Source organism: Amycolatopsis nigrescens CSC17Ta-90, assembly GCF_000384315.1.
Lineage (GTDB): Bacteria > Actinomycetota > Actinomycetes > Mycobacteriales > Pseudonocardiaceae > Amycolatopsis > Amycolatopsis nigrescens.
This window is the reverse complement of record NZ_ARVW01000001.1, coordinates 2,645,032-2,671,049: the sequence shown is the minus strand read 5'-3', so window position 1 is coordinate 2,671,049 and position 26,018 is coordinate 2,645,032. Positions and strand designations below refer to the sequence as shown.

The 26,018-nt window shown below is 69.9% G+C and carries 22 protein-coding genes; 14 read left to right on the top strand and 8 right to left on the bottom strand.

Features of this window, described 5'->3' with window-relative positions; translation table 11 throughout:
• Position 1: 1 nt before the first annotated feature.
• The 4 genes from AMYNI_RS44420 to AMYNI_RS0112360 form a co-directional block, all read right to left on the bottom strand.
• Positions 2-1,303, bottom strand: coding sequence for a hypothetical protein (locus AMYNI_RS44420; protein ID WP_157357336.1), 1,302 nt, complete (start codon positions 1,301-1,303; stop codon positions 2-4).
• A gap of 336 nt (positions 1,304-1,639) precedes the next feature.
• Positions 1,640-1,954, bottom strand: coding sequence for a hypothetical protein (locus tag AMYNI_RS0112370; protein WP_020668334.1), 315 nt, complete (start codon positions 1,952-1,954; stop codon positions 1,640-1,642).
• An 83-nt stretch (positions 1,955-2,037) separates the two neighbouring features.
• Positions 2,038-2,325, bottom strand: a complete 288-nt coding sequence (locus tag AMYNI_RS0112365; protein WP_020668333.1) for a chorismate mutase — start codon at positions 2,323-2,325, stop codon at positions 2,038-2,040.
• 196 nt (positions 2,326-2,521) lie between these two features.
• Positions 2,522-2,935 (bottom strand): DUF1707 SHOCT-like domain-containing protein, encoded by a 414-nt coding sequence (locus tag AMYNI_RS0112360; protein ID WP_245573919.1) that lies wholly within the window; start codon positions 2,933-2,935, stop codon positions 2,522-2,524.
• Positions 2,936-3,110: 175 nt separating this feature from the next.
• Here AMYNI_RS0112360 and pcrA point away from each other — a divergent pair, with 175 nt between their 5' ends.
• Complete coding sequence (gene pcrA, locus AMYNI_RS0112355) at positions 3,111-5,576, top strand: DNA helicase PcrA (RefSeq protein WP_020668331.1); 2,466 nt, start codon at positions 3,111-3,113, stop codon at positions 5,574-5,576.
• Positions 5,577-6,165: 589 nt separating this feature from the next.
• On the opposite strand, the gene AMYNI_RS0112350 is transcribed toward pcrA, so the two are convergent.
• A complete protein-coding gene (locus tag AMYNI_RS0112350; RefSeq protein ID WP_211225487.1) occupies positions 6,166-6,996 on the bottom strand; it encodes a M23 family metallopeptidase in 831 nt (276 codons plus the stop codon).
• A 393-nt stretch (positions 6,997-7,389) separates the two neighbouring features.
• Here AMYNI_RS0112350 and AMYNI_RS44415 point away from each other — a divergent pair, with 393 nt between their 5' ends.
• The 8 genes from AMYNI_RS44415 to purH all read left to right on the top strand — a co-directional run bounded on the left by AMYNI_RS44415 (position 7,390) and on the right by purH (position 16,626).
• Positions 7,390-9,171 carry a hypothetical protein gene (locus tag AMYNI_RS44415; RefSeq protein WP_020668329.1) on the top strand — a complete coding sequence of 594 codons (1,782 nt, stop codon included), beginning with the start codon at positions 7,390-7,392 and terminating at the stop codon, positions 9,169-9,171.
• Entirely contained in the window at positions 9,168-9,542 is a 375-nt protein-coding gene (locus AMYNI_RS0112340) for a hypothetical protein (RefSeq protein ID WP_020668328.1), read from the top strand. Before AMYNI_RS44415 ends, AMYNI_RS0112340 begins: the two co-directional genes overlap by 4 nt.
• Before the next feature lie 119 nt (positions 9,543-9,661).
• Positions 9,662-10,831 carry an ADP-forming succinate--CoA ligase subunit beta gene (gene sucC / locus AMYNI_RS0112335; RefSeq protein ID WP_020668327.1) on the top strand — a complete coding sequence of 390 codons (1,170 nt, stop codon included), beginning with the start codon at positions 9,662-9,664 and terminating at the stop codon, positions 10,829-10,831.
• A 3-nt stretch (positions 10,832-10,834) separates the two neighbouring features.
• Positions 10,835-11,725 (top strand): succinate--CoA ligase subunit alpha, encoded by an 891-nt coding sequence (gene sucD, locus AMYNI_RS0112330; protein WP_020668326.1) that lies wholly within the window; start codon positions 10,835-10,837, stop codon positions 11,723-11,725.
• Between the two features lie 222 nt (positions 11,726-11,947).
• A complete protein-coding gene (locus AMYNI_RS0112325) occupies positions 11,948-12,697 on the top strand; it encodes a DUF5336 domain-containing protein (protein ID WP_026360364.1) in 750 nt (249 codons plus the stop codon).
• A gap of 154 nt (positions 12,698-12,851) precedes the next feature.
• Positions 12,852-14,384, top strand: coding sequence for a cell division protein PerM (locus tag AMYNI_RS0112320; RefSeq protein ID WP_020668324.1), 1,533 nt, complete (start codon positions 12,852-12,854; stop codon positions 14,382-14,384).
• A gap of 50 nt (positions 14,385-14,434) precedes the next feature.
• Entirely contained in the window at positions 14,435-15,052 is a 618-nt protein-coding gene (purN, locus tag AMYNI_RS0112315; RefSeq protein ID WP_026360363.1) for a phosphoribosylglycinamide formyltransferase, read from the top strand.
• Positions 15,049-16,626: a bifunctional phosphoribosylaminoimidazolecarboxamide formyltransferase/IMP cyclohydrolase gene (gene purH, locus AMYNI_RS0112310; protein WP_425387899.1), complete on the top strand. Its 1,578-nt coding sequence runs from the start codon at positions 15,049-15,051 to the stop codon at positions 16,624-16,626. Before purN ends, purH begins: the two co-directional genes overlap by 4 nt.
• A 50-nt stretch (positions 16,627-16,676) precedes the next feature.
• Here the strand turns inward: purH and AMYNI_RS0112305 are convergent, their stop codons facing one another.
• The 3 genes from AMYNI_RS0112305 to AMYNI_RS0112295 form a co-directional block, all read right to left on the bottom strand.
• The gene (locus AMYNI_RS0112305; RefSeq protein ID WP_020668321.1) at positions 16,677-17,600 is read right to left on the bottom strand and encodes an anti-sigma factor RsbA family regulatory protein; all 924 of its coding nucleotides are present in this window, start codon (positions 17,598-17,600) and stop codon (positions 16,677-16,679) included.
• Positions 17,597-17,932 carry an STAS domain-containing protein gene (locus AMYNI_RS0112300; protein WP_020668320.1) on the bottom strand — a complete coding sequence of 112 codons (336 nt, stop codon included), beginning with the start codon at positions 17,930-17,932 and terminating at the stop codon, positions 17,597-17,599. Before AMYNI_RS0112300 ends, AMYNI_RS0112305 begins: the two co-directional genes overlap by 4 nt.
• A gap of 99 nt (positions 17,933-18,031) precedes the next feature.
• Positions 18,032-18,469 (bottom strand): helix-turn-helix domain-containing protein, encoded by a 438-nt coding sequence (locus AMYNI_RS0112295; protein ID WP_020668319.1) that lies wholly within the window; start codon positions 18,467-18,469, stop codon positions 18,032-18,034.
• A gap of 273 nt (positions 18,470-18,742) precedes the next feature.
• Here AMYNI_RS0112295 and AMYNI_RS0112290 point away from each other — a divergent pair, with 273 nt between their 5' ends.
• The 5 genes from AMYNI_RS0112290 (at position 18,743) to AMYNI_RS0112270 (ending at position 26,017) form a co-directional block, all read left to right on the top strand.
• Positions 18,743-19,489 (top strand): hypothetical protein, encoded by a 747-nt coding sequence (locus AMYNI_RS0112290; RefSeq protein ID WP_020668318.1) that lies wholly within the window; start codon positions 18,743-18,745, stop codon positions 19,487-19,489.
• A 71-nt stretch (positions 19,490-19,560) separates the two neighbouring features.
• The gene (locus AMYNI_RS0112285; protein WP_026360360.1) at positions 19,561-21,180 is read left to right on the top strand and encodes a DNA polymerase Y family protein; all 1,620 of its coding nucleotides are present in this window, start codon (positions 19,561-19,563) and stop codon (positions 21,178-21,180) included.
• A complete protein-coding gene (locus AMYNI_RS49010; protein WP_020668316.1) occupies positions 21,180-21,356 on the top strand; it encodes a hypothetical protein in 177 nt (58 codons plus the stop codon). The genes AMYNI_RS0112285 and AMYNI_RS49010 overlap by 1 nt, the downstream gene beginning before the upstream one ends.
• A 3-nt stretch (positions 21,357-21,359) precedes the next feature.
• The gene (locus AMYNI_RS0112275) at positions 21,360-24,701 is read left to right on the top strand and encodes an error-prone DNA polymerase (protein ID WP_020668315.1); all 3,342 of its coding nucleotides are present in this window, start codon (positions 21,360-21,362) and stop codon (positions 24,699-24,701) included.
• Between the two features lie 65 nt (positions 24,702-24,766).
• Entirely contained in the window at positions 24,767-26,017 is a 1,251-nt protein-coding gene (locus tag AMYNI_RS0112270; protein ID WP_040405705.1) for an FAD-dependent oxidoreductase, read from the top strand.
• Position 26,018: the final 1 nt, after the last annotated feature.

Genomic DNA, 26,018 nt, shown 5'->3' with positions numbered 1-26,018 from the left:
ACTACTTACCGTCGTCGCGGATCTTGGCGTTCTGGCCGAAGGTCAGTGTGTGCCGCTCGGTGGTGGTGCTGCCGTCGTCGTGCACGGCCTTCACCGTGCAGACCGTGACGCCCTCGTCGGTGTACTGGCGCACGTCGACGTGCTTGACCTCGTAGTACGCCACCCCGGAGTACTTGCCGGCCAGCCCGTTGGCGCCCTGCTCCTGCAGCGGCCCGGTGGTCATCGAGTGCGCGGCGGCCGGGTCCTCGGTGACCGTGTCCAGGAACTTCTGGGACTGGGCGGCCAGGGTGGACGGCTGGTTCACCGGATACTGCAGGTAGCGCGGGTCTTCCTCGTCGTAGGGCGCCGCGGTCGGCGCCGGCTTCACCGGCTTTTCGGTGGTTGGCGGCGCGGGCGGCACGACTACTTCGGAACCGGTGCTGGAGGTCGGCTGGTCCGAGGGGGAACTCGGTCGCGCGGTGCTGGAGGCCCGCGATGTGCCGGCGCGCGGCCCGGTGAGGCCTTCCGCCGAAGACGAATCGCCGCCGGGGTGCGAAGTGTTGTCGGAGAGGCCGGGGGTGACGCTGTTCGAGTCGGCCAGCGACTCGCCCTCCAGGGTGGGCTGCACGCCCTGCAGGCCGGGCCAGCTGACCGCCTGCTGGTTGGTGTTCTCCGGCTTGCCGACCAGCAGCGATCCGGCGCAGAGCAGGGCGACCACGACGCCGCCGGAGGAGGCCGTCGCGAACCAGGCCGCCTTCCGCCAGCTCCGCGGCGGCGTGACCGAGGCCGGCACGCTGCCGAGATCGAAGGTGCCGAGCCCGTCCACCGGCGGTGCCACGTAGATCCGGACGTCGTCGTCATCGTCGCGGCGGGGCGGCGGCGGTTTGAGGCTCACTTTGGTGCGGCGCAAGGGTTTCTTCGGGTCCGCGCCGACCGGCGCGGTGCGCACGGTCGCTTCGTCCCGGCCGGCACCGGGCGGCTCCTGTTCCGGCCGGGCCTGTTCCGGGGCGAGGGGACGCAGGGCCGCGTGCGGTGCCCGGGGCACCGGCAGCCTGCCGCTGGAGGACAGGTAGCCGGACCGGCTGCCGAGATCGGCGCCGTTGCGCTCGCCGTCGGCTCTGGTGTCGCGCGTGTGCTGGTCGAGGAGTTGGGAAACCGGCAGCGACCCGGTGACCGGCGGGTCGAGCAGGTCTTCGTCCAGCCGGTGCCGATGGTGCTCGGGCCGCGGCGGCACCTGGGGCGTCCAGGTGCTCATCCCGGTCTGAAGCCGGTGTCTTCCGCGCTGTGCGGACAGGTGATCAGTGGAGTGCGCTCCGCCGTTCATGCTGGGTGGACCCTCCCTCGCACGGCGGCTGACGCGAATCCGCGGCCGGTTAAGCCGATCGGACGAGCGAAAGACCGGGAATCTGCACGCCCCGCTGCACGCGCACGGCTACCTGCCGAGCACTGTAGGCGGCCGTAGCCCGGCCGAGGCGCGAGAGTCCTCACGCGTCAAGAGTAAGAGGCATCTGGCGAATTCGTGGCGCGGGTCCGCGATATCACTCGGACGGGCGGCGGCAAATAGCCAGGCGCCAAGATCAAGTCTGCTATGCGTGCGTTTCCGGGCAGCGCGGAACCGAAGGCCTGGTCACCGCCGTGCCACCCGGGTTCGGTGGTCCGCTCAGCCGCCGCTGCGGTACTTGGCCTGGGTGGACTGCAGCGCCTTGGTCGCCACCGCGCCGCTGCCGGCCGCGAGGATGATGGCCAGGATGTCCGGGACCGTGCTACCGGCCGTGAACAGCCACGCGAGCAGGGACACGGCCGTGGTGCCACCGGCCACCGCCCAGCGCGAACGCACGTACTGCGCGATCGGGGCGCCACCCGCCCGCTTGTTCGCGGCGCTGCTCAGCATGGCCAGGTAACCGGCATGGCCGAGCGCGACCAGCACGCTCGCGATCGCGACCACGACGGCGATCACGTTGATGATGAACTCCATGACACCAGTGTGCCTGGCCGCCGGTGCCTCCGGCCTGAGGGATCACCCTGAGATTGGGGTTTCCCGCCGGTCGCGGCGTGCGCTCAGCGGCCGAGCCTGCCGCGCCCGAGGTTCAGCAGCGCCATCGCGAGCTGCCTGCCGTCCGGGCCGAGGTCGCGGTAGCGCGCGAGCACGTCCATCTCCCGGTTGTAGACGATTCTGGTGCCGCCGGCGGCCATCCTGGCGGCGCCGATCGTCCTGGACACCTCCACCCGGCGTTTGATCAGCCGGAGAATCTCCGCGTCCAGCCAGTCGATCTCTTCGCGCAGCGCGCCGATGTCCTCCACCTCGGCGGACTCGGCATTGGCATCAGCGTTCATCGGGACGTTCATCGGGGACCTTCTTCTTCGGTCCGGATTCCCAGTGGCCCCCGAGCCGACGAAAGCCCCGGGTCCGTGGACTCCGGGGCTGGCGGTGGTTGCGTGTCTGGCACTAAGCGACCACGGGAGCCGGAGTCCGGATCCCGTAGAAAAATCGGAACGCTGAGTGCTGCACGTTCCTAGTATGTCACAACGCGCCGGGCGTGGTTCAGAGCATGGCGCGGCTGCGGCGGATCCTGGCGTGCACGACGAGGCTCATCACGAGCCAGAACATCGGTGCGACGGGCCAGAAGTAGGGCGCGCCGGAAACCGACCAGCGGACAACCAGCAGGATGCCGATCAGCACCACGATGGCGGCGTGCACGCGCAGCGCCGGTGCCGGCACGAACGACGGACGGCGCTGCGGCCGTTCCTGGGGCAGGTCGGCGGTGAGCGCGGAGAGCTCGTCCACGTACTTCACCTCGTAGACCGCGGTGAGCCGCTCCTCGACCTCGGAAATGGTCAGCCGTCCTTCGGTGACGGCGTTCTGGATGAGCGCGGCCACTCGTTCCCGCTCGGCGTCCGAGGCGCGGATCCTGGCCGGTATCGGGGGCATCGTGTACGGCGACGGCGACGCTGTCATAACCCCATGGTCCGCGCCGTGCCCGGAGGCCGCATCGGTCCCCGGGCGGCATTCGCGTCTACGTCGGATGTCGTATTCATCCCACCCGCGGCTAGGCGGGGATGGCGCGGGGATGGCGCGGGGATGGCACAGCGCTGCCCTTCCCGTCGGTGCCCCCGAGTAGCGTGGAGCCCCGATGGACACCCTCTTCGATCTGCATCCGCAATCCCCCGAGTCCGGCCAGGCTGGTTCGCCGTCCGGCCGGCACGCCGACCTGCTCGCTGATCTGAACCCGGCGCAACGTGAAGCGGTGACCCACGCGGGTGCTCCGTTGCTGGTGGTGGCCGGTGCCGGGTCCGGCAAGACCAGGGTGCTGACCCGCCGGATCGCGTACCTGCTCGGCGAGCGGGACGTGCATCCGGGGCAGATCATGGCGATCACCTTCACCAACAAGGCCGCCGCCGAGATGCGGGACCGGGTGAACGAGCTGGTCGGCCGTCGGTCGAACGCGATGTGGGTGTCCACCTTCCACTCCATGTGCGTGCGGTTGCTGCGCCGGGAGGCGAAGACGCTGGAGATGTCGTCCAGCTTCTCGATCTACGACTCCGACGACACCAAGCGGCTGATCACCCTGGTCGCCCGTGATCTGGACCTGGACGCCAAGCGGTATCCGGCGCGCACGCTCGCGGTGCACATCTCGAACCTGAAGAACGAGCTGCTGGACGCCGAGACGGCCGCGGCCAGGGCGGGCAACGATCTCGAGCGCCGGGTTGCCGAGGTCTACGCCGAGTACCAGCGCCGGCTCAACCAGGCCAACGCGATGGACTTCGACGACCTGATCATGCGCACGGTGGAGCTGCTGCAGGCGTTCCCGGACGTCGCGGAGCACTATCGCCGCCGGTTCCGGCACGTGCTGGTCGACGAGTACCAGGACACCAACCACGCGCAGTACACCCTGGTCCGCGAGCTGGTCGGCACCGAGACCAGCGAGTCCGGGGTGGCGCCGGCGGAACTGTGCGTCGTCGGTGACGCGGACCAGTCGATCTATGCCTTCCGCGGCGCGACCATCCGCAACATCGAGGAGTTCGAGCGGGACTTCCCGGACGCGCGCACCATCTTGCTGGAGCAGAACTACCGCTCCACGCAGACCATCCTGTCCGCGGCGAACGCGGTGATCTCGCGGAACCCGAACCGTCGCGACAAGCGGCTGTGGACGGACTCCGGCGACGGCGAGAAGATCGTCGGTTACGTCGCGGACAACGAGCACGACGAGGCCGCGTTCGTCGCGGGCGAGATCGACGCGCTGGCCGACGGGGGCGACGCGAACTACTCCGACGTCGCCGTCTTCTACCGGACGAACAACCAGTCGCGGGTGTTCGAGGAGATCTTCATCCGGCTCGGCCTGCCCTACAAGGTGGTCGGTGGCGTCCGCTTCTACGAGCGTCGCGAGGTCCGGGACATGCTGGCCTACTTGCGGGTGCTGGCCAACCCGGAGGACACGGTCAGCCTGCGCCGGATCCTGAACGTGCCCAAGCGCGGGATCGGCGACCGGGCGGAGGCCGTGCTGGCCGCGCACGCCGAGCGCGAGCGGATCTCGTTCGCGGCCGCGCTGCGCGCCGCCGTCGAGGGCAAGGTGCCGCTGCTGAACCCGCGCTCGGCCAAGGCGATCACCGGTTTCGTCACGCTATGGGACGAACTGCTGGAGCTGGTCGAGCGGGGCGACGAGGTGGCGGACGTGCTGGAGGCGGTGCAGGAGCGCACCGGCTACCGCGCCGAACTGGAGGACTCCGACGACCCGCAGGACGCGTCCAGGGTGGAGAACCTGACCGAACTGGTCACCGTGGCCAGGGAGTTCACCGAGTTCACCGCCGAGATGGCCGGTGCCGCGGCCGAGGCAGACGCAGCCGACGGGACCGATGAGGTCGTGGACCCGGTCGCGGCCGGGGTGCCGGAGCCCGGTTCGCTGCCCGCGTTCCTGGAGCGGGTCTCCCTGGTTGCCGACGCGGACTCGATCCCGGCCGCGGACGGTGGCGGTGACGAGTCCGACTCCGGCGTGGTCACGCTGATGACCGTGCACACGGCGAAGGGCCTGGAGTACCCGGTGGTGTTCTGCACCGGCTGGGAGGACGGCATCTTCCCGCACATGCGCGCGCTGGGGGAGCCCGCGGAGCTGGCCGAGGAACGGCGGCTGGCCTACGTGGCGATCACCAGGGCGAGGCAGCGGCTGTACCTGTCCAGGGCGATCGTGCGGTCCGCCTGGGGACAGCCGATGAACAATCCGGCCTCCCGATTCTTCGACGAGATCCCGGCCGAGCTGGTCGACTGGCGCCGCGAGGAGCCGAAGTCCGCCGGGTTCGGCTCCTCATCGGGTTCGCCGCGGGCCGCGACCACCTGGGGCAGGCGGTCGTCCGGTTTCGGGTCCGACCCCGCGCAGACCGGCCTGGCCGGCGGTCGACTGGGGACCCCTTCGTTCAAGGGCTGGAAGGAAACCGTCGCGCTGAAGGTGGACGTCGGCGACCGGGTCAGCCACGACAAGTACGGGCTGGGCACCGTGGTCGCCTGCGACGGCACCGGGCCGCGGGCCACCGCGACCATCGACTTCGGTGCGGCCGGGAAGGTGCGGCTGATGCTGATCGGCAGCGTGCCGATGGTGAAGCTGTAGCGCTGCCCGGCACGACCTCCAGCTGACCGACGCCGAGTTCGCCGCTGAGGCCGCCGCACGGGCCGGCTGGTGCTCCAACACCCGGAGCGCGATCGCGTGCGGGTCCGACTTCACGAGTGCCCCCGGAGCGGCCGTCCTCGACGGTGTTCGCGGTATGGCACGACGGCAGGCGGATTCCGGCCGCTCCACCCCGGCCCACCGAAAACTGTCAGACCCCACCGCTATAAAAGGTCGAACAAACGTTCGACCAATGGGGTAAGCTGGCTACGCCGGCTCCCCGGGACGGGGGTAGGCGGTGTGGCGGAGTGGTGGTTTCGGTTCGTCCGAGACGGGGTACTGCAAAGACTGGCCGACATCACGGGGAAAGCGGCGGCGAGCGGGGGCTCGTCCACGCGGGATGTGGAGGACGCCGCGGTGCTCGCCGCGGCATGGCGGGTCCTGCTGAGCAGGCACGAGCAGGACCCGGACGGCAGGTGTGTCCTGTGCCGGCGCACTCGCTCGACGCGCGAGTTGTGCAGTGTCTGGCAGGTGGCGGTCGCCTATGTCCTTAGGCGTCCGCCTGGTGAAGGGGGTGGTTCGCGGGGACCGATCAGACCTTGACGCCGCGCGCGGCCAGCCAGGGACGGGGATCGATCTTCTTGCCGGCCGAGGTCCACACCTCGAAGTGCAGGTGCGGGCCGGTGGACTGGCCGCGGTTGCCGATCTCGGCAATCTGCTGGCCTGCCTTGACCTTCTGGCCGGCCTTCACCGAGAAGCTGTTCATGTGGCCGTAGACGTGGATCGTGCCGTCCGAAAGCTGGACGCGGACCCACAGGCCGAAACCGCTGGCCGGGCCGGCCTCGAGCACGGTGCCATCGGCGGCGGCGACGATCGGGGTGCCGATCGAGTTGGCGATGTCGATCCCGAGGTGGCTGGTGCCCCACCGGGCGCCGAAACCGGAGGTGAAGGTGCCTTCGGCGGGAATGACGACCTTGGGGCGGGCGGCTTCTTCGGCCGCCTTCTTCGCGGCCGCTTCCTCGCGCTCTTCGCGGGCCTGGGTGACCTGCGCGCTGTCCGTCAGCTTCTGCACTTCGGCGGAGGCGTCGCTGTTGCGGGCCGCGGGCAGCAGTTCCGGGGCGCCTGCGGGTGCGTCGCCACCTACGCCGACGCCGACACCGATCGCCGCACTCGCGTCACGCGCGCTCGCCAGTGGAGTCACACCGCTGTGAGCGTCCTCGGAAGTAACGGAGTTGAGGGTCTGGCCTGCCGCGGCGGCGGCGAAAGCGCCGGCCGCGACCGCAGCGACCACGACCCGGCCGCGCAGGGCGGACGGGGGAGCGGGGATGCGGTGCGAGCCCCGGACGCGAATGACGGCACCGTCCAGTGCGTCTTCGAGAGCCGGGGAAGGAGCTTGGCCGCCGGGGGAGCGGTGTCGAGCCAAGACAGGGCCTTCCGTACTCGGGGAGTCAGATCTCGGACCCGGGCGGGGGATCCCGGTGAACAACCTCGGGGGTGGTTGCTCGATGTCCGCTTCGTGACCTGACTGTAATGGGGACCGGGGGACAGTAACGAAGGGGATCCGTTCTGGGCAAGGTGTCGGCCGCGTGTCGGCCGAACGTGGAGCACGCGTATGCCTTCTAGCTGTAGTGATGACCCAAAGTAGACAGGGAATTACTCCGTTAGATGTGACTTGGGTTACTACAATCCACCCCCGTGCTCCGTTATCGGCGAACAATCCGGCCCTCTCGGCAGCCGGTCACGCAGAGTGCCGGCCGGCCGTCGTGCTGAGCGGTGTCATGAGCGGATTCCGGGTACTTGCTAGCGTCCTCGTCCAATGACTGCGCGCACCCGTTCCTCCTCGGAGGAACCGTCACGGTCCGATCCGCGAACGCTGGACACCGAGGAGCTGGGGTCGCCGGCGCCGAAACTGACCGCCGCCTTCGCCTTGGGCGGGGCCGCCGCCGTGTTGTCGGCGGCGGGAGCGCTGTTCCCGGCGATCGCCGGGGCGGCACCCGGCTTCGCCAGTGCGCCGGTGCTCATCCTGCTCGCCGTGCTGCCGATCGCCGTGGTGGCCGGGTTGGCGCTGCGCGGCCAGCGGCCTGCCGCGGCCGGGGTGCTGGCCGGGACGGCGGCCGTGGCGGTCGGCCGGATCGTGCTCGACCTCCAGTTCCTGTTCGACGCCTCGGCGGCTGCGCGTCCCGAGCTGCACCGCCCGGTGAGCCTCGGCCAGAGCCCTGCCGCCGCCGGCCTCTGGCTGACGTTGGCCGGCGAGCTTTGCGCGGTACTGGCCGGGGTGCTGGCCGTGCAGGCGGTGCAGAGCAATGCCGACCCCGGCGAGTCCGGTGCCGCCGCGGAACCGGGGACCCGCGGCCGGGTGCTGGTCGCGGTGGTGGCCGGCGTACTGGCCGGGTTCGGGCTGACCATGGCGCCCTTCGGCTCGACGGATGCCTATCTGCTGTCGGTGAGCGTGTTCGAGGCTCCCGCGTTCACGCTGGCCGGCTACCTGCTGATGGCCTGTGCGCTCCCGGTCGTCGCGGCTTTGTCCGCCAGCTCGGCGACGCCGGGCCTGGCCAAAGGCGGCCTGCTCGGTGCCGCCGTCGCCGCGGTGGTGGTGGCCCTGCCGAACCTGCTGTCCGGTCTGCTGGTGCCTGATCTGTCGCTGTCCACGGGGCCGGTGCTCACGCTCGCCGGTGCCGTGGCGCTCGCGGCGCTGGCTTTCCGTCCCGCGGATGCACGTGCGGATGCGATGGCGAATGGCAGTCACGAATCTGGGGACGGATCCAGGGACGGAACCGAGGCGGTCATGCCGGGACAGCGGCGCCTGCGCCTGGTCACCGGCCTGCTCGGGTTGCTGACCGCGGTCGCCGCCCTGGCCGGTGCGCTCGCTCCGCAGGTGGTCGCGGCCGGCGGTACTGCGGGGCCGCAGAGCCCGGCGCGCTGGCTCCTGCTGGCCGCCGGCCTGGTGGTCGGCGTGCTCGGGGTAGCGCTGCTGGTGCCCGGCCTGGCCTCGGTGGTGCGGCCCGCGATGTCCGTCTGCTGGGCGGGGGTGCCGCTGGCCGGCGCCGCAGTACTGGACACCGTGGTCAAGGCCACCGAGCTGGGCCCCGCGTTCACCGCGGGCTCCGGTGCCCTGTGGGCGGCGCTGGCCTTGGCGTTCGCGGCGGCCACCGCCTGCTGCTCGGTGGTGGCCGGCATGGTCGAACGGGAAGACGCCGAAGAGGACGGCGCGGTCCCCGGGCCGAATGTGCTGACTCCGCTGGTCGCGGCCGGGATCCTCGCGGCGGGTGCGTTCGGTGTGCCGTCGATCGCCGCGCCGGACTACGTCGCGCCCACGTTGCTGACGAACTTCGGCACCCCGTCCTGGGGCCTGCTGCTGGCCCTGTGCACGGTGCTCGGCGCCATCGCGCTGACCCCCCGCAGCCGCCCGCCCGCCGCGGTGGCCCTGCTGCTCGGCGCCGCCGTGGTGACCGGGTTGCGGCTGGTGGAGCTGCCGCTGGCCGGCGGCATGATCGACGGCGCGGGCCCGGCCACCGGCTGGTGGCTAGCGCTCGGTTCGGTGCTGGCCCTGCTGATCGCCGCCGTGCTCGCCGCCCGGCCCGCCCGGAGTGCGGCATGAGCCGTGCGCTGGTCCGGGTGGTGCTCGCCGAGCTGATGGACACCGGCGACGGCGTGCCGCTCGGCCGGAACCTGCGCGATGCGGGAGTAGAGGTCGTCTACGCGGGACGGTTGCGGACCGTCGAGCAACTGGCCGGCATCGTGGACCAGGAGGACCCGGACGTGCTCGGGGTCGCGGTGGACGAGCACGACCTGGCCGCCGCGGTCGTCGACCGGCTGCCCGGCTTGCCGGTCTTCGGCTTCGGTGCCGCGGACCCGGAGAGCCCCTTCGCGATGAGCTTCCCGTCCGCGCCGGACCCGGAGCTGGTCACCGATTGGGTGCTCCGTGCGGCGTCTCACAGCGTGGAAGCACGGCCCGACCGCGCACGGTGACCGAGTTCACCGGGTGCGGAGTCCCCGACTTCTCCGCTGGTCGCTAGGGTCGTTTGCGTCCGGCAGCAGCGTGGTTTCAAAAAACCAACACAGTGGCGTGTCGTCAGGAGACTGGAGTAGTGGACCTCTACGAGTACCAGGCGAGGGATCTCTTCGCCTCCCACGGAGTGCCGGTTCTGCCCGGCGCCGTGGCGAACAACCCCGAAGAAGCCCGTACCGAGGCTGAGAAGATCGGCGGCCAGGTGGTCGTCAAGGCTCAGGTGAAGGTCGGCGGGCGTGGCAAGGCCGGCGGCGTGAAGCTGGCGCAGACCCCGGATGAGGCCAAGGAGAAGGCGGAAGCCATTCTCGGGCTGGACATCAAGGGCCACATCGTGCACCGCGTGCTGGTGGCTGAAGCCTCCGATATTGCGGAGGAGTATTACTTTTCGTTTTTGTTGGATCGGGCGAATCGTACGTTTTTGGCGATGGCGTCGGCTGAGGGTGGGGTGGAGATCGAGCAGCTGGCGGTGGAGCGTCCGGATGCGTTGGCGAGGATCCCGGTGGATGCGATCAGTGGGGTGGATCGGGCCAAGGCGGTTGAGATTTTGACTGCGGGGAAGTTCCCGGCCGTGGTGGTGGATGAGGCCGCTGAGGTGGTGGTGAAGCTGTGGGAGACGTTCGTGTCTGAGGATGCGACGTTGGTTGAGGTGAATCCGCTGGTGCGGGATCCTCAGGGCAAGATCATCGCGTTGGATGGCAAGGTCACCCTGGATGAGAACGCCGGGTTCCGCCAGCCGGGGCATGAGGCGTTGGTGGATAAGCAGGCCGAGGACCCGTTGGAGGCCAAGGCTAAGGCTAAGGACCTCAACTATGTGAAGCTGGATGGTCAGGTCGGGATCATCGGTAATGGTGCTGGGTTGGTCATGTCCACCCTCGACGTGGTGGCGTATGCGGGTGAGCGTCATGGTGGGGTGAAGCCGGCGAACTTCCTCGACATCGGTGGCGGGGCGTCGGCGGAGGTGATGGCCGCCGGGTTGGACGTGATCCTGCACGACAGTGATGTGAAGAGTGTGTTCGTGAACGTGTTCGGTGGGATCACCGCGTGTGACGCGGTCGCGACCGGGATCGTGGAAGCGTTGAAGATCCTCGGGGACGAGGCGTCCAAACCGCTGGTGGTGCGGCTGGACGGCAACAACGTCGACGAGGGCCGCAGGATCCTCGAAGAGGCGAACCATCCCCTGGTCACCCAGGTGGACACCATGGACAACGCGGCAGACAAGGCCGCCGAGCTCGCAGCGGCAGGTGTATGAGTCATGTCGATCTTTGTGAATGAGCACAGCAAGGTGATCGTGCAGGGCCTGACCGGCTCCGAGGGCACCAAACACGCCACGAAGATGCTGAAGTCGGGCACGAACATCGTGGGCGGGGTCAATGCCCGCAAGGCCGGGCAGACGGTCACCATCGACGGCACAGACTTGACCGTGTTCGGCACGGTCGAGGAGGCCATCAAAGAGACCGGCGCCGACGTGTCGGTGATTTTTGTGCCGCCGAAGTTCGCCAAAGACGCCGTCATCGAAGCGATCGACGCGGAGATTGGGCTGGCGGTGGTGATCACCGAGGGCATCCCGGTGCACGACTCGGCCTACTTCTGGGCCCACGCCGTCGCCAAGGGCACCAAGACGCGGATCATCGGCCCGAACTGTCCGGGTGTGATCTCCCCGGGTAAGTCCAACGCCGGGATCATCCCGGCGAACATCACCGGCGCGGGCCGGATCGGGCTGGTGTCCAAGTCGGGCACCCTGACGTATCAGATGATGTACGAGCTGCGGGACATCGGGTTCTCCACCGCGGTCGGTATCGGCGGTGACCCCGTCATCGGCACCACCCACATCGACGCCCTCGCCGCGTTCGAAGCCGACCCCGACACCGACGTCATCGTCATGATCGGCGAAATCGGCGGCGACGCCGAAGAACGCGCCGCCGACTACATCGCCGCCAACGTCACCAAACCCGTCGTCGGCTACGTCGCCGGCTTCACCGCCCCCGAAGGCAAAACCATGGGCCACGCCGGCGCCATCGTCTCCGGCTCCTCCGGCACCGCCGCCGCCAAAAAAGAAGCCCTCGAAACCGCAGGCGTCAAAGTCGGCAAGACTCCGACCGAGACCGCCGAGCTGGCCAGGGAGCTGTACCAGAAGCTGCACTGATCGAGCGGTACGTCGAAAGGGCCGGGCACCGGGTCGGTGCCCGGCCCCTTCGCGTAGTCACAGGTATTCACAGGTTTCCCGCGCAACCGTTTGGGCGTCCGGCACGTCGGATAACCCGAGGGGGACATGAGTCCCAGGTGCGCTAGCGTTTCCGCGCCACAGCGCCTTGTTTGTCCCGGGTGTCATACTCCCGGTAACCGGTCTAACGACAGGAGAGCATGGATGTCCTTCCCCAGCGGTGGGCCCGGCTACCCCCAGCAGGGTGGCGGCGCGCAGCCTGGCCCCCAGGCGCCGAACACGGGTGGTTTCCCGCCGGCCCAGCAACCGGCTCAGGGCGGTGGGGCCCCGCTGAACCTCGGGTTGGTCCTCACGCTGGCCATCACCGGGCTCGGGCTGGTGAACTACTTCATGGCCTTCTCCGCGGAGGCCCGCGGCGCTGACCTGATCGTGTACTTCCTGCTCGGCGGTGGTTTACTCGCCGCACTGCGGCTGCTACCGAACGGCCCGAAGACGCTGCCGTACGCGGCTGTGCTCAGCGTGCTCGGCGGGCTGGGGGTGCTGGCGGCGGTCGTTCAGGCCGAAGAGGTGCCCGGCATCATCACCGGCATCCTGATCGTCGGCATCGTGCAGATGCTGGTCGCGGTCGCCGCGCTGCTGTTCGAGGCCGGGGTGATCAAGGCGCCGGAGCCGAAGCCTCAGCCCGCCTACGGCCAGCCGCAGCAGTTCGGCCAGCCGGGCCAGTTCGGGCAGCAGAACCAGCCGGGTCAGTTCGGCCAGGCGCAGCCGCCGGGCCAGAGCGACCAGGGTTCCTTCTCCCAGCCGACGCAGTACGGTCCGCCGGTGCAGCCGCCGGGCCAGCAGGCGACCACCTACGCGCCGCAGCAGGGCCAGTTCTACCAGCAGCAATCCCCGGAATCCGGCCAGCAGAAGCCGCCGGGCACACCGCCGGGAGGCTTCGGCAAGCAGAGCTGAGCACAGGCAGTCGAACACCCGCGGTGACGCTTGATGTCACCGCGGGTGTTTGTTTTGTTCGCCTGCCCCGAAAGGGTGGCTGTGCGGTCTGCCATTGGATCTTGAGCGGCGTGGCTCACCCGGACGGCCCAATCCGGATGCGATGGTGCGAAACATGCCGCTGCTCACGACGTCCGTCCGCTCCGGCGGTGACGAGCGGCTGCCCGAGTCCGAACCGCCGGAGGAGCTGACCGGCGCCGGCCGGTTCCGGGTGCTGGCGGCGGCCGCGCTCGTCCCGATGATCACCGGATACGCGCTGGTCGCGACCCTGCTGGCGCTGGTCACCGCGACCGGGTCCCCGGCCGCGTTCTCCGCACTCGGTGCGCTGGCCGTGGCCGGGCCCGCCTGGCTCGCCACCTACCAGGTGCCGGTCGAGATCCTCGGCCAGCCGCTCGGGGTGCTACCGCTGCTGGCCACGATCGGGGTCTTCGTACTGCTGGCCCGCAGCGCGAACGGCGCGGCGCAGCGGCTCGGTTACCGGCGGCCGCAGGAGGCCGTGCCGCTGGTCGGGGTGATGGCCGGTGCGCACATGGTGGCCGGCGCGACGATCTCGCTGACCGGTGACGAGCAGTTCGGCGTCGACCCGCTGACCGCGTTCCTGGTGCCCGGCCTGTTCGCCGCGCTGGCGGCCACCGCCGGGGCGGCGTCCAAGGCCGGACTGGCCGAACTGCTCGGCGGCTACCTCGACCCGGTGGCCGTGCGCGGGCTGCGGGCCGGCGTGCTCGGGCTGGCCGGCCTGCTCGCCTGCGGCGCACTGGTGTTCACGCTCAGCCTGGCCCTGTCCACCCCGACCATGGTCAAGCTGTTCGAGCTCAACGCGCCCGGGGTGGGCGGCGGGCTCGGCATGGTGTTGCTCTCCGTCGGCTACCTGCCGAACGCGGTGCTCTTCGGTCTTGCTTTCGCCGCCGGCCCTGGGTTTTCGATCGGGGCGGTTTCGCTGGATCCGCTCGGTTTCCAGGGCGGCCCGGTGCCCGGACTGCCGATGCTGGCCGGCATGCCGGAGCAGTACGCGCCGTGGTGGCCGGCGCTGATGGTGCTGCCGGCCGCGGCCGGTGCGCTGGTCGGCTGGTCGTTGCGCCGGATCCATCCGGACCCGATGCTGCGCCTGCGCACCGTGGGCGTCGCCGGTGCGGTGGTCGGCTTCGGTTGTGTGGTGCTGGGCACGCTGGCCGGCGGACGGCTCGGGGCCGGGATGTTCGACCCGGTGGCCATCCGGGTCGGCATGTTCTCGGTCACCGCGTTCTGCTGGATCGTCATCCCAGGCGGCATGGTCGCCTGGCTGGCCGGCCCGCACGGGGAAACCGAGCCCGAGGCCGAGCCGGTCGAAGAGCACGCGGAGTCTGTGGTGTCCTCGGAGGCTGTGGTGTCCACAGAAGACGCAGAGGACCCGGAAGCCGGCGAGCCGGAGGAGTCCACAGAGGACTCCGCAGAAGCGGAAGACCTGGTGGACGCGGAAAATCTCGTGGACGGCGAAGCTGCTGAGCCCCTGGCCGACGAGGAGCCGGTCGGCGAAGAACCCGTCGAGCCGGAGCAGGCAGCGGAAGACGTCGAGGTTCCGGTTGAGGAGCCGGAACCCGAAACCGGCGACCCGCTCCCGCCCGAGCCCGGCCCTCCGCCCGCCGCCGGAGGCGCGACAGAGCGAGACTAGGCTGAGAACCCCAGGTGAATCGCGCCAAGGAGACCGCTCTGTCTAGTCGGCTGGACCTGCCAACCCCGGTGAAGGTCGTGCTACTCGCGTCCGGTTCCGGCACCCTGCTGCAGGCGGTGCTGGATGCGGCCGAGCGGCCGGGATATCCGGTCCGGGTGGTGGCCGTCGGTGCCGACCGCGACGGGATTCAGGCCCTCGAACGGGCCGAGCGGGCTTCGGTGCCGCATTTCGTGGTCCGGCTTCGCGACCACCCCGACCGCGCGGCCTGGGACAAGGCGCTCACCGACGCGGTCGCCGCCTACCAGCCGGACCTGGTGGTGTCCGCCGGGTTCATGAAGATCCTGGGCGAGGCGTTCCTCGGTCGCTTCGAGAACAGGGTGGTCAACACCCACCCGGCCCTGCTGCCCGCCTTCCCGGGGATGCACGCGATCGCGGACGCGCTCGCGCTCGGGGTGAAGGTGACCGGGTCCACGGTGCATTTCGCGGACGCCGGGGTGGACACCGGGCCGATCATCGCGCAGGAGGCCGTGCCGGTGGAGCCGGACGACGACGAGGCACAGCTGCACGAACGGGTGAAGGCAGTGGAACGACGCCTGCTCGTGCGGGTACTCGAGCAGCTGGGCCGTGGAGGGTGCACGGTCGACGGACGAAAGGTGAGTTTCAGGTGACTGGGTCTGCTGTGACTGATTTGGCCGGACGGCGTCCTGTCCGGCGCGCGCTGATCGCGGTCTCCGACAAGTCGGGCCTGCTGGAGCTGGCCACCGGCCTGCACGCGGCCGGGGTGGAGATCATCTCGACCGGCGGCACCGCGAAGACGATCGCGGACGCCGGAGTCCCGGTGACCCCGGTCGAGGAGATCACCGGCTTCCCGGAGTCGTTCGACGGCAGGGTGAAGACCCTCCATCCGAGGGTGCACGCCGCCCTGCTCGCGGACCGCGACCGGCCCGAGCACGAGGAGCAGCTGCGCAAGCTGGAGATCGCGCCGTTCGACCTGCTGGTGGTCAACCTCTACCCGTTCCGGCAGACCGTCGCGTCCGGGGCGAGCCCCGAAGACTGCGTGGAGAACGTCGACATCGGCGGCCCGGCGATGGTGCGCGCGGCGGCCAAGAACCACGGCAGTGTCGCGGTGGTGGTGGACCCGGCCCGGTACGACTGGGTGCTCTCGCGGGTGCGCGAGGGCGGTTTCGAACTGGAGGACCGCAAACGGCTCGCCGCGCAAGCGTTTGCGCACACCGCGAGCTACGACACCGCGGTGGCCGCCTGGTTCGCCAACGCCTACGCCCCGGCGGACGACTCCGGCTTCCCCGAGTTCACCGGCGGGACCTGGGACCGGGGCGAAATCCTGCGGTACGGCGAGAACCCGCACCAGCGGGCCGCGGTGTACAAGCACTGGCGGGGTGGGCTGGCGCATGCCGAGCAGCTGCACGGCAAGGCGATGTCCTACAACAACTACGTCGACACCGACGCGGCACGCCGGGCCGCCTACGACTTCACTGAGCCGGCGGTGGCGATCATCAAGCACGCCAACCCGTGCGGCATCGCGGTGGGCGCCGATGTGGCCGAGGCGCACCGCAAGGCGCACGCCTGCGACCCCGTTTCGGCCTACGGCGGGGTCATCGCCACCAACCGCCCGGTGACCAGCGCGCTCGCCGAGCAGATCGCGGACGTGTTCACCGAGGTCGTGCTCGCGCCCGACTTCGACACCGCCGCGCTGGACGTGCTGACCAGGAAGAAGAACATCCGACTGCTCAGGCTGCCCGCGCTGGCCGATCCGGACCCGATCGAGTTCCGGCCGATTTCCGGCGGGATGCTGGTGCAGACCGTGGACAGCATCGACGCCCCCGGCGACGACCCGGCGAACTGGCAACTGGCCACCGGTGCGCCCGCGGACGCGGAGACGCTGGCCGACCTGGAGTTCGCCTGGCGCGCGGTGCGATCGGTGAAGTCCAACGCCATTCTGCTGGCGCACGGGCGGGCGACCGTTGGCGCCGGGATGGGCCAGGTCAACCGGGTCGACTCGGCGAGGCTCGCGGTGCAGCGCGCCGGTGACCGGGCCAAGGGCTCGGTGGCTTCGTCGGACGCCTTCTTCCCGTTCCCGGATGGGCTGCAGGTGCTGATCGACGCCGGGGTGCGCGCGGTGGTGCAGCCGGGCGGCTCGGTGCGGGACGCCGAGGTGATCACCGCCGCCGAGGAGGCCGGAGTGACCCTCTACCTCACCGGCACCCGCCACTTCGCCCACTGACGCCGAGCGCGTTTAGCGGGCTAAACGCGCTCCTTAGCATGTGCAAGTGGTTAGACGTGCAGGCGGACGGTGGTGCCGTCGGCCGTGGTGTGCGTTCGGACCAGCCGTGCGAGCTGGTTGACCAGCAGTAGGCCGCGTCCGCCGAGCTGGGTCGGCGCGGCGGGCCGCCGCCCGGCCAGCCGGTCGGTCAGGTGCCCGGAATCGCGGACCTCGCAGACGAGGTGATCGGGTTCCGCCCAGAGGCCGACGGTCCCGGCGCCACCGCCGTGCATGACGCTGTTGGCGACCAGCTCCGCGACGATCAGCTCGAGGTCGGGAAGCCGGTCCTCGGCCAGCCCCAGCCGGCGGGCCCGTTCGAGGGCGAAGCGCCGCGCCTGGGTGGCCTTCTGCAGGTCGAACCGGAACACGACGGTGTCCGGTGGCGGCGCGGGCAACGGCCGGTTGAAGGTGGCGATCACCTGGTCGGGTGCGTATTTTTCGCTGTTCCGCCGGCCATTGAGGTCCCACAGCACCGGATGTGTGGCGGCCGCGTCGTCGAGCACGCCCGCGGTCAGCCCTTCGACGTCGTACGGGCACAGAATGCTGGCCGCCCGTCCGGCGAAGGCGGCGTTGATCAGCGCTTCGTGCTGGGCGCACGCCGGGTACTCCTGCTCGGTGCGGCTCGGCCAGATCGGTTCGCCGACGATCCGCACCGGACGGCCGGGGTGCCGGTCTGCGAACGCCCGCAGGACGCCGGGGATGATGCGGCCGGGGTTGCGCCCCACCTCGGCCATGTCGAGAAGCTGGACCCGTTCGGTGTCCTCGCCCAGTGCGTCCCGGAGCAGCTCCAGGTTCGGGCCGGGAACGGCGGCGGCCGCCGGCTCACCGGCGGCGAGCCCTTCGCGGAGGAAAGGAACGACGCCCGCCAGGTATTCGTCCTTCCCGCGGTAGAACCAGGCCGGATGCAGAAATCGCCCGGTCGTGTCGGTGGTCATTGCGGTAGTACCTCTATCGGGGGGAAACCGTCCCACAGCGTTCGGAGAATCCGGGTGAGGGACGGCGGTGGGGCTTGCACGATCAGCCGCCCGCCGTTGGCCGTGAGTCGCTGTGCCGCCGCCATCAGGGCCGACGTGCCGCGGACGTCGATGAAGGACAGCCCGGTGCATTCGATGTGCACGGTCTCACCGTTCGCCGACACCTGCGCCAGTGCTCGCTCCCAGATCGGCCGGGTGACCATGTCGATCTCGCCGTGCACGCGGAGGCCGGTGGGATTGGTGAGGGCGTGGATCCGCAGCAGGCCGGGGGAAGCAGCGGTCGTCTGATCCACGATTCCACCAACTCACGATTCCTCGTCCACGTGTCCCTTCCATGATGACAGTTCAGGATGATCCAAGTCGCGTGGAAGGCTCGCCGGGATCCGGGACGCTCAGCCGTCCACCCCGCTGAGCATGTCGACGAGCCGCAACAGCTCGATGCTGTCGGCGACATCGCCCAGTATCACCACCTTCATGCTCGCTCGTTCCTCGTTGTAGGCCGTTTGGACGCGCACCGGCTGGTCGTCCGACTGGCGGCCGTTGAGCGAAGCCATCAGCAGGGTCGCCAGGCGGCTCGCGTCCTCGGGGCTGATCGCGTCGACCTGCACGATGCTCGACACCTCGACATGCCGGTGCCGCCTGGCCGTGGTGGCCGCGGCCGGCGTTACCGGCTGTCCGGTCAGCGCCTCCAGGTCTTCGCGGGCGATGCGGTACTGCTTGCCGATCCGGACCGCTTTCAGTCGTCCGTCGCGGACGTAGTTGCGGACGGTGCGTGCGTGCAGGCCGAGCAACTCGGCGACCTGGTCGACCGAGTACAGCTCCTGGGACATCGGTTGGGCTCCCTGTTCAGGCGGGCTGAATATTACATAAACTACCCTACTTTCCGCGCATGGGAAAGTTTGAAGGGTATTTTCGGGTATTCGGGCCGCGCTGGGTATGGATCGTCGCGGGCTGCTTGACAACGTCCGAGCGGGGGTGTTCACTGAGTCTATCGAACAGACGTTCGAACTGCCGCCTTCCCCGCGGTGTTCGCCTGCCGTTCGCGCTCATGCCGTGGGCGGACGGTGCTGGTCGCATTGGTGACACCGTGCGGGGAGGTGGCAGTGGTGAAAGTTGGTGCGCTGGCGGACGCGCCGGTCGCGAGGCTGGCCGCGCTGCCGGGGGTGAGCACGGCCAGTGGGGTGGCCGCCGCTGCCGCCAGGGCACAGGCCACCGGGCAGGTGCTTCCGGTGCTGCCCGCGTTGAGTGAACTGCTGCCTTCGGGTGGTCTCCGCCGGGGCCACACGGTGGCGGTGCACGGCTCCACTTCGCTGTTGCTGGCGCTGCTGGCCGAAGCGACGGCGAACGGGTCGTGGGCGGCCGCGGTGGGCATGCCCCACCTCGGCCTGGTGGCGGCCGAGGAACTCGGCGTGGAGGTGAGCAGGCTCGCGCTGGTGCCGCGGCCGGGAGCCGAGTTCGCCTCGGTGACCGCTGCGCTGCTGGACGGGATGGATCTCGTCGCGGTGGACCCATCGGTGACGGGCAGAGCGGGTGGGCCGGTCCCGCAACTGGCCAGAAAGCTGTCCGCGAGGGCGAGACATCGGGGTGCGGTGTTGCTTTCCCTGGGGTCGTGGACGGGGGCGGAGGTGGAACTCCGCTGCGTGACCGGGTCATGGACCGGTCTCGCCGCCGGGTACGGCCACCTGCGGGCGCGGCAGGTGGCCGTCCGGGTCGGCGGCAGGAGGGTCGCGCCGCGGCCGGGTCAGGACGAGCTGATGCTGCCTGGCCATGGCGGAGCGGTGGCGCCGGCTACCGGGCGGGCTGCCGAGCCGGTGGCCGGACCGGACTGGGCGAACGCGGGCGCCGGATGAGCGCGCCCGAAGAGTCCTTTTCGGACAGACGAGGGGTGTTGCGGGAGCGGCGGCCGGATGTGCCGGTGCGGATGCTCGTGCTGTGGTGCCCGGACTGGCCCGCGGTCGCGGCCGGTGCGGTGGCAGGGGTGCCGGCGAACCGGCCGGTGGCGGTGTTCAACGCCAACCGGGTGGTGGCCTGCTCGGCGGTGGCCAGGGCCGGTGGTGTGCGGCGGGGAATGCGGAGACGGGAAGCCCAGTCGCGATGTCCGGAGCTGGTGGTCTTCGGGGTGGACGAGGACCGGGACGCCCGGTTGTTCGAAACGGTCGCGGTGGCGGTCGAAGAGCTGGTGGTCGGGGTCGAGGTGGTGCGGCCGGGGCTGGTCGCGGTGCCGGTCAGCGGGGCGGCGGGATATTTCGGCGGTGAGTACCCGCTGGTCGAACGGCTGGTGGACCACGTGTCCGGGGCCGCGGGGGTGGAATGCCAGGTCGGGGTCGCGGACGGGTTGTTCGCCGCGGTGCTGGCGGCCCACCGCTCGGCCCTGGTCGAGCGCGGTGCGGCGGCGGAGTTCCTGGCGCCGCTGGGCATCGCCGAGCTCGACCAGCCGGGTGCCGAGCGGGCCGAGCTCGTCGATCTGCTGAACTGCTTGGGGCTGCGTACTTTGGGGGCGTTCGCGGCGCTCGCCGAACGGGATGTCGCCTCCCGGTTCGGCAGCGCCGGGATGGTCGCCCACCGGCTGGCCGGCGGGCTTTCCGAGCGGCCACCGCACCGGCGGCGGCCACCGCCCGAGCTGTCCGTCGGCAGAACGTTCGATCCGGTGCTGGACAGAGTGGACGCCGCCGCCTTCATGGCCAGGGAACTGGCCGGCCGGTTCCACGCCGGCCTCGCCGCCCGCGGGCTGGCCTGCGTAAGGCTGGGCATCTACGCCACCACGGAACGGGGTGAGCAGCTCAGCCGGGTGTGGCGGTGCGCGGAACCCCTGACACCACAGGGAATCGCGGACCGGGTCCGTTGGCAGTTCGAAGGCTGGCTGAAGGCGCCGCCCGGCTCCCGGCCGACTTCGGGGGTCAGCCGGCTTCGGCTCGAACCCGAGGAGACGGTGGAGGGCCGGTCCCTGCAACTCGGCCTGTGGCGGCCGGGGGCTCGCGGGCGGTTCAGCGGAGTTGGTGGGGTCGGTGGGGCCGGGGACGAAAATGTGGTGGCGGCGGAAAAGGCGGGTCGGGCCATGGTTCATGTCCAGGGGTTGCTCGGCCCGGAAAGCGTGTGCACCGCGGTGCTCGACGGTGGCCGTGGTCCCGCCGAGCGGGTGCGGCTGGTGCAGTGGGGAGACAACCGGAACGTGACCGGCCCGCAGGACGCGCCGTGGCCGGGCCGGCTGCCTGCACCCTCGCCGGCGACGGTGTTCCGAACCCCGTTGCCCGCGCGGGTGCTGGCCGAAGACGGAACCGAAGTGGGGATCACCGATCGTCGCGCGTTGACCAGTCCGCCGCGGGAGGTGGCCGTCGAAGGGTCGGCAGCGCGGCAGGTTCTCGACTGGGCCGGGCCGTGGCCGGTGGGCGAGCAGTGGTGGTCGCCCACCCCGCGCCCGATGCGGGTGCGGATCCAGGTCCTGCTCGGCGGGCGGCACCCGGACGAGCCGGACCTCGCCGCCCTGCTGGTACTGGAAGGCAAGGACCGTCCGATGTGGATGGTGGAAGGGATTTACGATTGATGGACGAGGAATACCTGCGGGACGTGTTGCGGTGGCTGCGGGCTGAGTCCTCGCTGTCCGCACTGCCCTCGATGCCCTTGCTGCGCAACGAGTTGGGTGCGGTGCCCACCGAGGTCTCGGAGCTCGACTTGGCGCCGGTGATCCCGCTGCCCCGAGTGTCGGCGGAGAACGGGTGACCCATGGGCTGGGACAACCCGTCGATCTCGTGGAAGGAGTTCGAGCGCGGCCTCACCGGCGAGCCTCCCGGCGACGGCGGCGACAGCCCGGCGTGGACACGGAAACGGGATAGCTACCTCCGGCCACCGGACGTCGGCGTGCCGCGTAACAGCGACGACGTCGGCAGCGAGGTCAGAGTGCCTTATGCCGAACTGCACTGTCATTCCAACTTCAGCTTTCTCGACGGGGCGAGTCATCCCGAGGAACTGGTCGAGGAGGCCGCCCGGCTGGGGCTGGACGCGGTCGCGATCACCGACCACGACGGTATGTACGGGGTGGTGCGGTTCGCCGAGGCGGCAAGGGAACTCGGTGTCCGCACCGTGTTCGGCACCGAGCTGAGCCTCGGGCTTTCCGCGCCGCAGAACGGGGTCGCCGATCCCGAAGGGGAGCACCTGCTGTTGCTGGCCAGGGGGCAGGCCGGCTACCACAGCCTGTGCCGGGCGATCACCCAGGGACAGCTGCACGGGCACGACCGGGAAGTGCCCGCCGGCCAGTACGCGGAGAAAGGCCGCCCGGTCTACGACCTGGACGTGCTCGCCGAACAGGTGCGGGGGGACTGCGTGGTGCTCACCGGCTGCCGCAAGGGTGCGGTCCGGCGGGCGCTGGTCGGCGAGGGGCCGGCGGCGGCCGCGCTGCGGTTGCGGCGGCTGGTCGAGCTGTTCGGCAAGGAACAGGTGTTCGTCGAGCTGACCGACCAGGGCATGCCCGAGGACAGCATGCACAACGACCTGCTGCATGAGATGGCGAAGGAGTTCGGGCTGCCCATCGTGGCCACCAACGCGGTGCACTACGCGAAGCCGGAGCGCGCCCGGCTGGCCGCCGCGATGGCCGCGATCAGGGCGCGGCGGAGCCTGGACGAGATGGAGGGCTGGCTGCCCGGAGCCGGGATGGCCCACCTGCGTTCCGGCGAAGAGATGGCGGTCAGGTTCGACCGCTACCCCGGTGCCGTGCCGCGGGCCGCCCTGCTCGGCGCGGAGTGCGAGTTCTCCCTGTCTCTGGTCGCGCCGAAGCTGCCGCCCTTCAACGTGCCGGAGGGGTACACCGAAGCGACCTTCCTGCGGAAGATGACCTACGACGGGGCGGCTCGTCATTACGGCCCCAGAGAGGAGAACCTGAAGGCGTACGCACAGATCGAGCATGAGCTGGCGATCATCGAGGAGCTGGATTTCCCCGGCTACTTCCTGATCGTCTGGGACATCGCGGAGTTCTGCCGGCGCAGCGACATCCTGTGCCAGGGCAGGGGATCGGCGGCCAACTCCGCGGTCTGCTACGCGCTGGGCATCACCAAGGTCGACTCGGTGAAGTGGGGGCTGCTGTTCGAGCGGTTCCTCGCCCCGGACCGCGACGGTTACCCGGACATCGACCTGGACATCGAATCCGACCGCCGCGAGGCGGCCATCCAGTACGTCTTCGGCAAGTACGGCCGGCTGTGCACCGCGCAGGTGGCGAACGTGATCACCTACCGGGCCCGGTCCGCGATCCGGGACTCGGCGCGGGCCCTCGGTCACTCGCCGGGGCAGCAGGACGCGTGGAGCAAGCAGATCGACCGATGGGGTCCGTTGCGGGAGACCGGGAAGGACCACGACCACGACATTCCGCCGCCCGTGCTCGAACTGTCCTGCGAACTTGAGGACTTCCCCCGGCACCTCGGTATCCACTCCGGGGGGATGGTGATCTGCGACCGCCCGGTGAGCGAGGTCTGCCCGATCGAATGGGCGCGGATGGAAGACCGCAGCGTGTTGCAGTGGGAGAAGGACGACTGCGCCACCGTGGGCCTTGTCAAGTTCGACCTGCTCGGGCTGGGCATGCTTTCCGCGCTGCACTACATGATCGACCTGGTCCGCGAGCACAAGGGTGTGGAGGTCGACCTCGCGCATTTGGACATCGAGGACGAGAAGATCTACGAGATGCTCGCCAGGGCGGACGCGATCGGGGTGTTCCAGGTGGAGAGCCGGGCCCAGCTCGCCACCTTGCCCAGGCTCAAGCCGAAGAACATCTACGACCTGGCGGTCGAGGTCGCGCTGATCAGGCCGGGGCCGATCCAGGGCGGTTCGGTGCATCCCTACATCCGGCGCTACTCCCACGACGAAAAGTGGGAGCCTGAGCATCCTTTGCTGGAGAATGCGCTCGGGAAGACGCTGGGAGTCCCGCTCTTCCAGGAACAGATGATGCAGATTTCCCTGGACGTCGCGAACTTCACCGCGGCCGAGGCCGACCAGTTGCGCCATGCCATGGGAGCCAAGCGTTCCGAGAAGAAGATGGAGCGGTTGCGCGCGCGTTTCTACCAGGGGGCCGCGGAGAACGGGATCGACGAGGAGCTGGCCGGCCGGATCTTCCAGAAGCTGCACGCCTTCGCGAACTTCGGGTTCCCGGAGAGTCACGCGCTGAGCTTCGCCTACCTGGTGTTCGCCAGCGCCTACTTCAAGCACTACCACCCGGAAGCCTTCTGCGCGGCCCTGCTGCGGGCGCAGCCGATGGGTTTCTACTCGCCGCAGTCGCTGGTCGCCGACGCGCGGCGGCACGGGGTCACCGTGCGCGGCCCGGACATCAACGCCAGCCTCGCGCACGCCACCCTGGAGCCGCTGGGCACCGAGCCGGGAAAGCTCGCCATCCGGACCGGACTGGCCGGAGTGCGGACGATCGGTGTTGCGATGGCTGAAAGCATTGTGGCGGAACGGGAAAAGTCCGGCGCGTTCCGCGACATGGCGGAGGTTGCCAGGCGGGTACGGTTGACCACGCCGCAGGTGGAGGCGCTGGCGACGGCCGGCGCGTTCGGCTGTTTCGTCGGCGACCGGCGCGAGGCGCTCTGGGCGGCCGGTGCGGTGGCCGAGGAACGCCCGGAGAAGCTGCCCGGCAGCGTGGTGGGGATCAGCGCCCCGGCGCTGCCGGGGATGGACCAGCTGGAGCTCGCGGTGGCGGACGTCTGGGCCACCGGTGTGTCCCCGGACAGTTTCCCGACCCAGTTCATCCGGGAGCACCTGGACTCGCTCGGGGTGATACCGGCGGCCGGGCTGCTCGACATCGAGCACGGCTGCCGGGTGCTGGTCGGCGGTGCGGTTACCCATCGGCAGCGCCCGGCCACCGCGGGCGGGATCACCTTCCTCAACCTCGAGGACGAGACCGGCATGATCAACGTGGTCTGCACGATGGGCCTGTGGCGGCGTTATCACCGGATCGCCAGGACCAGCCCGGCCCTGCTGGTCCGTGGCACGGTCGAACGCGCCGACGGAGTGGTGAGCCTGCTCGCCGACCGCCTGCAGCACCTGCCCCTGCGGATCACCTCGAAGTCGCGCGACTTCCAGTAGCTCCGAACGGTTTGCCGCGCCTCGCTGCCCAGGCTCGGTAAATTTACCTGGTAAGCTTACTTGGTATGACATCCACATCCGGAACTCGCTCCTTGAAGGTCCTCGTCTGCGGCGCTGGTATCGCGGGACAGGCAGTGGCCTACTGGCTGGCGCGAGGAGGGCATCGAGTAGTCGTGGTCGAGCGCTATCCGGTACTGCGGGCCACCGGAGCCCAGGTCGATCTCCGCGGTCAAGGCATCGAGGCGGTCGAGGCCATGGGACTTCTCGATGTCGTGAAGAGCAAGCTTGTGGACGAAGCCGGCGTCGCCTTTGTGGATACCCGGGGCAAGGCGAGGGCGACGATCATGGCCAACACGTCCGGCCAGGGGCGCCAGACGCTGACCTCCGAGTACGAGATCATGCGCGGGGACCTCGTGCGCATCCTCAATGATGCGACGAAAAGCGACGTCGACTACGTCTTCGGGACGAGCGTGGACCGCTTCGAGCAGGACGAGACGAAGGTCGTCGCGTACTTCTCCGACGGCTCGTCCGACGAGTTCGACCTGCTGATCGGCGCCGATGGGCAGGGGTCGCGTGTCCGCCGGGCCGTCTTGCCGGCCGGGACTCCGGAGCCGTACTGGCGGGTGGGGATCCACATGTCGTACTGGTTCGTTCCGCGCATCGCGTCGGACAGCAACATCCGCGACACCTACAACGCCCCCGGCGGCCGGATGATCATGCGCAGGAGTCACAACCCGGACGAGACCCAGGTGTATTTCGTGCTGCGGGAAACCTCGGAGGAAGCCTCGGCCATTCATCGCGAGCCGGTCGAACGCCAGAAAGAGTTCTGGGCCGAGCGGTTCCGCGGCGCGGGATGGCAGACCGGCCGGTTCATCGACGGCATGGAGACGACCCCGAACTTCTATTCCCAGGAGGTCGTGCAGGTTCGCACGAACACCTGGTCCGAGGGACGCGTGGCACTGGTCGGAGATGCGGCGCACTGCGCTTCCCCCTACAGCGGGATGGGGGTCTCCGGCGGTCTGGTCGGCGCCTACGTCCTGGCCGCCGAGATCAACCGCCACCCCACCGACCTGCCCCGGGCGCTGGCGAACTACGACACCACGCTCCGGCCGTTCGTCGACGAGATCCAGGCCGCGGTGAAGCCGCGCCTGCTGCGCCTCGGCATGCCCAAGAGCCGGCTCGGGATCAACGCCTTCCTCACCGTCTCTGGACTGGCCACCTCCCTGCGCATCCCCGATTTCGTCGCGCGGTTCTCCAAGGAGGACCGGGGTGGCGACTGGCAGCTTCCCGACAGCCCGGAACTTCGCGTCCATTAGG